The organism is Candidatus Amarolinea dominans, from assembly GCA_016719785.1.
In the GTDB taxonomy this organism is placed as follows: domain Bacteria; phylum Chloroflexota; class Anaerolineae; order SSC4; family Amarolineaceae; genus Amarolinea; species Amarolinea dominans.
Map to the genome: position 1 here is coordinate 125,008 of JADJYJ010000010.1, position 11,041 is coordinate 136,048.

Consider the following 11,041-nt stretch of genomic DNA (forward strand, 5'->3'; position numbering starts at 1 on the left):
CACGGATTGACACGGATGATGCCTTTCGGAGGAATTGTTATTACGAATCCTGTTTTGCCCTGGGCGCGGGGGCGCTTTCTGCCGCCGAGCGCCACACCGCATACGGCTGCTGACCTAGCTGCCAGCCTGGCCGCGGCGGCGCGCGGCGGCGCTGAGGCTGCGTTTGCCCGCGATCTGGCCGCGCTGACCGGCTGTCCATCCGTTCATCTGACGGCCAGCGGCCGCGCGGCCTTTTTCCTGATCCTGGAAGCAGGCAAGCGTCTGCGCCCTGACCGCCGGGAGGTGGTGCTGCCCGCATACACCTGCCCGGTCCTGGCCTATGCCGCGCACGCCGCGGGGCTGCGCGTGCGCCTGGTGGACATGGACCCGCTGACGTTGGACTACGACCGCGCCGCGCTGGAGCGCGCGATCGGGCCGCAGACATTGGCCGTGGTCAGCGTACACCCGTTGGGCCTGCCGCGGCCGTTGGACGGCGTGCGCGCCCGCGCCCACGCCGCCGGCGCCTTCTTCGTGGACGACGCCGCGCAGGCCTTCGGCGCACGCGGCCCTGAGCCAGCGACCTGTACGGGTGCGCAGGGCGACGCCGGGCTGTTCAGCTTCGGGCCGGGCAAGCCGCTGAGCGCGGGGGGCGGGGGCGCGGCGCTTTTCAACGACGCCAGCCTGGCCGCGGCCGCCGCGGAAATTTTCGCCGCCTGGCCGCGGCCGCGCCTGGCGTCACAACTCCTGGCCTGGGCCAGAATCGCGGCGCTGGCGGCCGCGTTTCACCCGAGGGGCTGGTGGTGGGTGGCGCGGCTGGGCCTCGATGCGGCCGGCGATGATCCGCGCACCTGGCAGTTTGCCCGCCAACCGCTCAACGCGCCCGCGGCCGCACTGGGCCAACGCCTGCTGCCGCAACTGGCCGGCTGGAACGCGCAACGGCAGGCCAACGCGCAGCGCCTGCTGGCAGACCTGCCCGCGCAGGCCGGCCTGACCCCCATCGCGGCCGCGGCCGGCAGCCAGCCCATCTACCTGCGCCTGCCGCTGCTGGCCCGCAGCCCGGCGCAGCGCGCTGATCTGATCGCCCGCCTGCGCCGTGCTGGCATCGGCGCCGGCCGCCTGTACGGCCACACCCTGGCGGAAATCCTCCGGCGCCCATTCCCCGCTGCGTTGTCGGGGCCAACCGCCGTCAACCTGGGCGATGATTTCCCTGGCGCGACCGAAATCGCCCAACGCCTGCTCACCCTCCCCACCCATCCGTACATGCGGGAGAGCGATCTTGCGCTAGTGAGGATGGAGATTGGAGACCAGAGAAGGGGAGAAGGGGAGAAGGGGGGAAGGGCAGAAGTGCAAAGGGCAAAGTGCAGAGTACAAAGTGAGGAGAGGGGGAGAAGGGGAGAAGCGGAGAAGGGGAAGCGGCGAATTCTCGTCTTCCACGCACCCGATACCCGATCTCCGATCTCCGATCTCTGATCCCTGATCTCTGAGGAGAAACCTATGTCCAAACCACGCATTCTTGTTTTTGGCCTCGACGGAGGCTCGTTCAATTTTATCAGCGGTTGGCTGGCCGACGGCAAACTGCCCAACCTGGCGCGGCTCGTGGCGCAGGGGACGGCCGGGGAACTGGAGAGCAGCCTGCCGCCTGTCACCTCGCCGGCCTGGAAATGCTACGCCGCGGGCAAATACGCCGGCAAGCTGGGCGTCTTCTGGTGGCAGCAGCTCGACCCGCGCACGCGTGAGGTCATCACCCCCACCTCGCTCAGCTTCAAGAGCGCGGAGGTGTGGGATTATCTGAACCAGGCCGGCCTGCGCACCGGCGTCATCGGCGTGCCGCGCACCTATCCGCCCAAAGCGCTGAACGGCTTCATGGTCTGCGGCGGGCCGGATGTCAGCCAGACCGGCTACACCTCCCCGCCGGAGTTGGCGGCCGAGCTGGAGCAGGCGCTGGACTACGAACTGAACATCAAGGGCGATTTCTTCGACGCCACCCAGGACAGCCCGGTGGTGCAGGAGGCACTGGCTGTCATTGACAAGACCTTCGCCGCGGGCGCGTATCTGCACCGCAAGGACCCCGTGGATTTCCTGCACATCACCACGTTCGATCTGAATCGCCTGCAGCACTTCTTCTTCGACGAGGCGCCGACCCTGTGGGCCTGGCAGATCGTGGACAAATGGCTGGGCGAGTTGGCGCCGCAGTTCGACTACACCCTGGTCATGTCCGATCACGGCACGGCCAAAGTCGCCAAAGTCTTCTTCCTCAACGCCTGGCTGAAACAGCAGGGCTACCTCTTCACCCGCACGCGGCCGGCCGATCTGCTCTTCCGGCTGGGCCTCAACCGCACCACCATCAGCCGCCTGCTCGATGTGCTGCACCTCAAGCGCCTCTTTCCGTTCGAGCTGATGCGCCGCATCGCGTATCTGTTGCCCAGCAGCACCGGCGTCTTTGGCGAGTTTGGCAATCAGGCCGTGGTGCAGCGCGTGGACTGGACGCGCACCCGCGCCTTTGCCCTGGCCCAGGGGCCAATCTACATTAACCGCATTAACCGCGACCTGGTGCCGACCGAAGCGGCCTACCAGGCCCTGTGCGCTGAACTGATCCAGGCCATCGAGGCCATACGTGATCCGGAGACCGGCGCCCGCGTCTTCGTCAAGGTTTACCGCCGCGACGAGGCGTTTCACGGCCCCTATGCCGCGGACGGGCCTGATCTGCTGGCCCTCAACGCGGACGAATACCACAACCGGGCCGGCCTGGCGCAGCCCGATCCGTTCCAGGCGCACTGGCAGTGGAAGGGCAATAACCGCCGTTTTGGCATGTGCATCCTGCACGGCCCTGGCATCCGCCAGCAGGCTGAAATCAGCGGCGCGCGCATCGTTGACCTGGCGCCGACCATCCTGCACCTGGCGGATGTCCCCCTGCCCGATGATCTCGACGGCCGCGTGCTTGGCGATGCGTTCGAACCTGGCTCCACGCTGGCGCAGCGGCCGCTGCGCTATCAGCCCAGCCTGACCGCCGCGGCCGGCCCGGACCACAGCGCCGACGCGGGCTACGACGCCGAAGTGGCCTCCCGCCTCACCGGGTTGGGGTACCTGGGGTAGGATGGCTGATACAGCGGCCTTCTGGTTGACTTATCGGGCGTTCCGCGTGATAATGAACAACGACATGGCGCGATTAGTCGGAGACCAGAGACCAGAGACCAGACGACGACGATGAATTGTTCTGCCACGAATTGCACGAATTGACACGAAAAGAAATTCGTGAAAATTCGTGTCATTCGTGGCAAAAAAAACCAGATTCCTCTGTCACGAATTGCACGAATTGACACGAAAAGAAATCAGGATAGGTGTTCGTGACTCATCTCTTCAGCGCCCTGCACAATCGGGAGTTCCGGCGCTACTGGGCGGCGCAGATGCTCTCGCAGAGCGGCGCGTGGATGCAGACCACCGCGCAGAGCTGGCTGGTTTATCGGCTGACCGGCTCCGCGCTGGCCCTGGGCGCCACCTGGTTCCTGCCGCTGCTGCCGGTGATCCCCCTCACCCTGCTGGGCGGCGCGCTGGCCGACCGCATGCCCCGCCGGCGCCTGATCATCCTGACGCAGAGCGGGCTGCTGCTGCAGGCCCTGCTCCTGACCATGCTCACTGCGCTGGGGCTGATCCAGGTCTGGCACATCATGGTGCTGGAGTTCTTCCTGGGCGCGCTGGGCGCGCTGGACGTGCCGGCCCGGCAGTCGCTGCTGCTGGAAATGGTCGGGCCGGCCGATCTGCCCAACGCGGTGGGGCTGAACGCGGCCGCGTTCAACGCCGCCCGCGTCATCGGCCCCGCGCTGGCCGGCATCCTCATCGCCCGCGTGGGCGAAGCGGGCTGCTTTGGCATCAACGCCGCCAGCTTCAGCATCGTCATTGTGACGCTCATCTTCTTGCGCTTGCCCTTCCCCGCGACGCTCGACCGCCGTGGCAGCCTGGGAGGGAGTGTCCTGGCCGGTGTTACCTATCTGCGGGGCCAGCCGAACCTCCTGCGCATGATCGGCATCCTCAGCCTGTGCAGCCTGGTGTTTGCCCCGTATGTGGTCGTGCCGGTGTTTGCGCGTGACGTTTTGCACGTGGACGCGACGGGCCTGGGCCTGTTGATGGCGGCCGTGGGCGTAGGCGCGGTCGTCGGCGGCCTGCTGGCGGCTGGCTACCAGGGGACGCGGCGCCTGGCCTGGCTGATCGGCGCCAGCCTGGTCTTCGGCCTGGGTCAGATCGCCTTTGCCCTCTCGTCAGCGTTTGCCCTTTCGGCCCTGCTGCTGGCAGTGGGCGGCGCCGCGTTTGTCGTGTCACAATCGCTCACCAATTCGCTGCTCCAGTTGCACACGCCGGGCGAGTTGCGCGGCCGCGTCCTCAGCTTCTACGCCCTGCTCAGCATCGGCAGCGGCCGTTTGGGCGGCCTGCTCATCGGCGCCGGCGCCAGCGTATGGAGCGCCCCGTTGGCCCTGGCCGTTGGCGCCGCCCTGTGCCTGCTCGGCATTTGCGCTCTCTCCCCCCCTATGCTACTATCCCGCTCTAACCGTGACGGGCAAGGCTGAAGATGACCACTCTTTTTGCAGCAAGTGCGGGCGAGACCGACGATCGCCTGATCACCATTTTCGATACCGTCCCCGTGGCAATGGGGATCACCACCCTGGCGGATGGCCGCGTCATCGCGGTGAACACCTCTTTCCTGGAGATGTTCGGCTATCGCCGCGACGAGGTGATCGGCCGCCGCACGAGCGAACTCAACATCTGGGCCAACTTGGGCGAGCGCCCGGCCATCGTGCAGCAGTTGGCCGCGGTCGGGACGCTGCGCAATCTGGAAATTTCCTTTCGCGCCCGCACCGGCGAACTGCGCCAGGCCCTGGTCTCCCTCCAACTCATTACCTGGGGCGGTGAATCCTGTATGCTCTCGGTCGTCCTGGACACCACCGAACAGAAACGCGCCGAGGCCGAACAGCGTCTCCTGCAGACCATTACCCTGGACATTGCCCGGGCGGCTGATCTGGAGAGCGCTCTCAGCCTGGTGCTGCAGCGCATCTGTGAGGTGGGCGATTGGCGCCTTGGCGAAGCCTGGCTGTTCGCTGAAGACAAGACTGTGCTGGTGCGCGGTCCGGTCTGGCACTCTGACGATGACGCACTGGCCGCGTTTGCCACAGCCAGTGCGGATGTTGCCTTTGCACCGGGATTGGGACTGCCCGGCGTGGCCTGGCAATCGGCCGCCCCGGTCTGGAAACACGATGTCACACAGGATGAGAACTTCGCGCGGCGCGCCCTGGCCGAACGGGCGGGCCTGAAGACGGCCCTGGCCGTGCCTGTGCTGGCCGACGACCAGGTGATGACCGTGATCGCCCTGTTCTCCAGAGAGGAGCGCCCGCGCAATGCCCGTCAGATCGAACTGGTGGCCGCGGTGGCTGCACAGCTCGGCGAGGTGCTGCGCCGCAAGCAGGCTGAGGCGGCCCAAGCGCAGCGGTTGCACGAAGTGACCGCGCTGGTTGATTTGTCGGCTGCTCTCCAGTTGGAACTCTCCACCGATAAGATGACCGCCACCCTGGCTCGCCATGCCGAAACGGCCCTGGGCGCGGACAGCGTTGTCATCATGGTGCGCGACGTGACCGATGACCTGGTTGTCAAGCAAGGCCGCGGCCAGGCCGAATCCCTGGTCGGTCACCGCTTTGCCCTGGAGGAGATGCCGTCGTTCTGCAGCCTGCACGTCGGCGGCATTTGCAGCGGTCAGCCCGGCTGTCCGCTGCTGCCTTTCCTGGACCCGCAGGTGCAGGTGGCCTGCATTCCCATGTATGACGGCGCACGCATCATCGGCACGCTGCAAGTGGGCGTCCGGCGCTCCACCGTACTGAATGGGGACGACTTGCGCCTGCTGAGCGGCATTGCCAACCTGGCCAGCAACGCGCTGCGCCGCATCTCGTTATTCCAGCAGGTGCGGCTCTATCGCGACATGTTCGTCAGCGCGTCCGATGCCATGGTCATCACCGACCTGCGCACCATCGTCCTGGATGTCAACCCGGCCTTCGAGACCCTGACCGGCTACACGCGCGCAGAAGCCATCGGGCAAAAACCCAGTCTGCTGCGCTCACCGCACTCCACGCCATCCTTCTACGAAAACATGTGGCGCGACATTTTGGCGCAAGGCTCGTGGACCGGCGAGATCGTCAATCGGCGCAAGAATGGCGACCTGTGGCATTCCTATCAGTCCATCTCCACGGTGCGCGACGAGCAAGGTCGGCCCATCGCCTACATCGGCATTGGCCGCGATGTGACCCAGGCCAAACAGCGCGAACGAGAGTTGGCCGCCATTGCCAGCATGAGCACCGTGCTGCGAGGTGCGCGCACCCGCGCCGAGATGATCGAAATCGTGGTGGGCGAAGCCCCGGCGCTCTTCCAGGCCCGCGGCGCATCCCTTTCGATCTATGACCCGGGCACCAAGAGTCTGACGGTGGAGCTGGCGGCCGGAACCTGGGCCGCGGCCACGGGGATGCAGTTGGCGCCCGGCGCGGGCATCAGCGGGCAGGTGCTGGCGAGCGGGCAGCCCTACGTCAGCCCCGATGTGCGCACCGACAGCCGCCTGGCTTGTCCCGACCTGGTGGTAGAGCCAGAGTGGGTCGCATCCGTGCCGCTCATCGCCGACGAAGCGCCGGTTGGCGTCTTGAGCATTGGCCGCGCCGCACCCATCGGCTCGGCCGACCTGCGCACCCTTGTTGCCATTGCCGATATGGTAGCCCGCGCCTTGCAGCGCGTCACCTTGAACGATCAGTTGGCAGCCTACGCCGCGCGGGTGCGGGCCATCATGAACACCGTGCCCGATGGTATCCTCCTGCTGGACACCAACCTGCGCGTGGTGTTGTCCAACCCCGGCGCGGACAAGGCGTTGGCGCTGCTGGCGTCGTGGCTGCCCGAGCAGCGTTTGCTGGCCCTGGCCGGACAGTCCATCGAAGCCCTGCTGCAGACGCCCGACAGCGGACTGGCCCACGAACTGACCCACGCCGATCACGTTTTCGAGGTCATGGCCTGCCCGCTGCACAGCGCGCCAGGCGACGCCACGCCCGGCGCTGACGGTTGGGTCTTGATCCTGCGCGACGTCACGCAGGAACGCGCCGTTCTCAGCCGCGTGCAGCAGCAGGAACACCTGGCCGCCATCGGCCAACTGGCCGCGGGCATTGCGCACGATTTCAAGAACATCATCAGCGTCATCACCCTCTACTCACAGATACTGATGCGTGCCCCCCTGGCCGAACGTGACCGCCAGCGGCTCGTTACCATGAGCCAACAGGCCAACCACGCGTCCAGGCTCATCCAGCAGATTTTGGACTTCAGCCGGCGCTCGGCCATGGAACGCAGCGCGGTGGACCTGCTGCCGTTCATGAAAGAACTGGTCAACCTGTGGGAACGCACCTTGCCGGAGAACATCCAGATCAGGCTGAACTACGATGGCCCGGAGTACATCGTCAACGGCGATCCCACACGCTTGCAGCAGGTCCTGATGAACCTGGCCATCAACGCACGCGACGCCATGCCCCAGGGCGGCGTGCTGCGTCTCAAGCTCAGTCACGTGGACGTGGCGGCCGGCGCGCCGCCGCCGTTGCCCGAACTGACCCCGGGCGCATGGTTACGCCTGGCGATCAGCGACACCGGCCCCGGCATTCCGGCCGCGGCTCTGCCGCACATCTTCGAGCCGTTTTTCACCACCAAAGAGCGTGGAAAAGGAACCGGGCTTGGATTGGCCCAGGCTTACGGGATCGTGGCCCAGCACGATGGCTTCATCACCGTGGAAAGCCGGCCCGGTCAGGGCGCCACGTTTGTCATCTACCTGCCGCTCGTGGTCACGCTGGCCGCACCGGCCGCTGACAGCGCCGCGCAGGAGCCGCTGGTCGGGGGCCATGAAACCATCCTGCTCGTCGAAGATGAAGCGACTGCGCGCGAGGTCATAAGCGACACCCTGGATGCCCTGGGCTACAACGTCCTGGAAGCAGCCAACGGCCAGGCCGCGCTGGAAATTTTCACTCGCGACCCGGCCCAGATCGCACTCGTGCTGACCGACCTGGTCATGCCCAGGATGGGCGGGGTTGAGCTGCTTCAGGCCGTGCGGGCCGTGCGTCCGGGCATCAAAGTGGTTGCCATGACCGGCTATCCCGTCGAAGCCGAGGGGCAGTCCCTGCTGACCCTGGGCATGACCGCCTGGCTGCAAAAGCCCTTCAACTTCGAGGCGTTGGCCACCACCCTGCGCCGGGCACTGATCGGACAGGAAGCAGAGGAAGGCTAAACGCCGCCTGTGAGCGCTATCCTGACCCTTTTGCTGCTTCTCTCAACCCTTGCGCACATGCTCACATGGCTGCCGCCCGCGGTTGCCGTTGGCTTGGCCTATGGGCTGGTTTTGCTTTTCCCCGGCTGGCTGTTGACGCGCCGGCTGCTTCCTGACTCAACGCTTGATCCGTTGGAACGCCTGGGCCTGGCCTTTCCCTTCAGCCTGGCGCTTCTCATCCTCCCGGCCAGCGCCACCCTGGCCCTTCATCTCAACCTCAGCGCATTTCAATGGATCTTCAGCGGACTGACCCTCGTTCTGGTGATGCTTTCCAGAGGTCAGGGATCTGAGATCGGAGATCAGAGATCGGGTACGTGGAAGGCGAGAATTCGCCGCTTTTTAGCCTCCAATCTCCCCTTCTCCCCTTCTCCTCCTCTCCCCCTCTCCCCTTCTCCCCTTCTCCCCTTCTCCCCTTCTCCGGTCTCCGGCCTCCAATCTCTCCTCCTCCTCGCGGCCCTCGTCGCCGCGGCGTTGATCGCCAGCCGCGGCGGTTTGGACGGTGATCAGATCGCTTACCTGGGCTTCACGCGCCCCGTTTTCGACGATCAGCCGCTGACCGGCCTCGATCCTCTCTTTGGCACAGGCCTGCCCGTGCCGCCGCGCGCCGCGCTCAACCCCTGGGGCATCATTCCGGCCTTCCTGGCCCGTCTCAGCGGCGCTGACCTGGGCGACACCCTGGGCCGTTATCTGCCTGCGCTTCTCGTCCTGAGCGCCCTGGCCTCGCTCTACACCCTGGTCAAACAACTGACCCGGCGCCAGGACCTGGCCCTGTTTCTCACCAGCTTCCAGGTGCTCTTCTTCCTGGCCGCGCCCTTTCACCGCCACGGCAACCTGGCCTACGCCTTCTTCCGCCGCATCGTCTCCGATAAGTTCATGCTCCTGTTCGTGGTCTTGCCCGTGGCATTGGCCCTCGTCCACCGCGCCTTGCAGAACCGCCGAATGAATTCGGCGTCTGATACCCGCCGAATGAATTCGGCGTCTGATACGCCAAACCTGCTAAAGCAGGTTGACGGAGACCAATCCGTCTCTGCGCCTTCGCGCCTTCGCGCCTTTGCGTTGAACTCCTCTGCGTCTTCGCGCCTTCGCGCCTTTGCGTTGAATCATCTCTCCCCCCCGCGCGACCTGCTCCTGGCCGCGCTCGGCAGCCTGCCCCTCATCATCCACCCCATTGATACCGCGTTCTTTGCGGTGGCTGCCAGCACGCTGGCCGGCCTGACCTGGTTGGTGCGTCCCAGTTGGGCCAGCCTGCGCCGCAGCCTCGGCGTGGGCGCCATCGTCCTGGCCCTGTTGATCGTCCCCTTCCTGCTGCGCCAACAGGTCGCAGAAACCCGTTCCGCCTATCTCTTCCCTGCGTCGTTTGCCAACCTGCCGCTGCAACAGGCGCCCGAACTCGTCCTGCCGTTCGTCTGGCAGGATGCCCTGCAGATGCCTGGCCCGCAGCCGTCCATCGTCACCCCGCCGCCGGGCGCGCCCAACCCCTTCTTGCTCTACCGTCTGTGGAGCCAGATCAACGGCCAGGGCCTCCTGATCTTCAGCCCGCAAAGCTACATGAGCCACCCCGACCTGCTCTGGGACGCCGGCACCCTCCTGGCGCTGCTCCTCGCGCCGCTGGCTCTCCTGCGCGTGCGCCGCAGCCCCCTGGCGCGCTTCATCCTGGCCACCACCGTCCCCTTTCTGCTGATCGCCTTCACCCCCTGGCTGGCGCCCCTCGTCGGCCGCGTGGTGACGCCCTGGATGCTCTACCGCTTCACCTGGCCCTTGCCCATCGCCCTCATCCTGGGCAGCGCGCTGTTCTTTGGCCTCCAATCTCCGGTCTCCCGTCTCCGGTCCCCAATCTCCCGTCTCCTTCCCTCCGCCCTCCTCATCCTCCTGACCCTCCTCAGCCTGCCGGCCATCCAGGGACGCATGCAGACCTTTGCGGCGACGCTCGACGTGCCGCGTAACCTGCCGGCCTCGGTCGTGACCGCGCTGCGGCAATTGCCCAATGATACCGTCATCCTCAGCGACTATGCGACCAACCAGGTCATCCCGGCTGCGGTCAGTCGCCGCTACGTCGTCGCCCACCGTTACACCACCACGAGCGAAGAATTCCCGGCCGCACGTCAGGCCGAAGCCATTCAGCGCGCCCAGGATGTGGACGCCTTCACCCGCGCCCGCTTCGTGGACGGGCCGCTGCTCGACACGCTGGCCCGCTATCATACCGACCTCATCCTGCTGCGTGACGGGCGTACACTGGCCTGGCAACTGCGCACCCTGGCCGCCAGCAGTCCCGCCGCCCCGGACTTGCAGGTCACGCGCCTCTTTGCCGGCGACGGTTTCGAGCTTTACCGCGTCATCTCCCCCACCGCGCCGTCGCTCGTCATCACCGGCAACACCCTGCTCGCTGAGCAGCGCTGGCCCGAAGCCGCCGCCACTTTCCACCGCGCCCTGGCCGCAGAAAACTCCGCCATCGCCTGGTACGGACTCGGCCAAGCCCTGTTCGCCCTCTCCGACCTCGACGCGGCGCGCGACGCCCTCGTTCAGGCCGCCGGTCTGGGGACAGAGATTCGAGATCAGAGATCAGAGACCGGGTACTCGGAAGACGAGAATTCTCCGCTCTCCGGTCTCCCCTTCTCCCCTTCTCCCCTTCTCCGCTCTCCGGTCTCCCCTTCTCCCCGCTCTCCCCTTCTCCCCTTCTCCCCTTCTCCCCTTCTCCGGTCTCCGGTCTCCAATCTCCGATCATCCTCGCCAACCTGGCCCGCA

At 66.3% G+C, this 11,041-nt stretch carries 4 protein-coding genes; all 4 read left to right on the forward strand.

The features are described 5' to 3' along the window. Positions 1-15 precede the first annotated feature (15 nt). The 4 genes from IPM84_13395 to IPM84_13410 all read left to right on the forward strand — a co-directional run bounded on the left by IPM84_13395 (position 16) and on the right by IPM84_13410 (position 8,260). Entirely contained in the window at positions 16-1,449 is a 1,434-nt protein-coding gene (locus IPM84_13395; protein ID MBK9093738.1) for a DegT/DnrJ/EryC1/StrS family aminotransferase, read from the forward strand. A gap of 24 nt (positions 1,450-1,473) precedes the next feature. Next, on the forward strand, positions 1,474-3,072 hold the full coding sequence (locus IPM84_13400; protein MBK9093739.1) for an alkaline phosphatase family protein: 1,599 nt from the start codon (positions 1,474-1,476) through the stop codon (positions 3,070-3,072). Between the two features lie 251 nt (positions 3,073-3,323). Further along, positions 3,324-4,538: an MFS transporter gene (locus IPM84_13405; GenBank protein MBK9093740.1), complete on the forward strand. Its 1,215-nt coding sequence runs from the start codon at positions 3,324-3,326 to the stop codon at positions 4,536-4,538. Between the two features lie 2 nt (positions 4,539-4,540). Then, the gene (locus IPM84_13410) at positions 4,541-8,260 is read left to right on the forward strand and encodes a PAS domain S-box protein (protein MBK9093741.1); all 3,720 of its coding nucleotides are present in this window, start codon (positions 4,541-4,543) and stop codon (positions 8,258-8,260) included. Positions 8,261-11,041 lie beyond the last annotated feature (2,781 nt).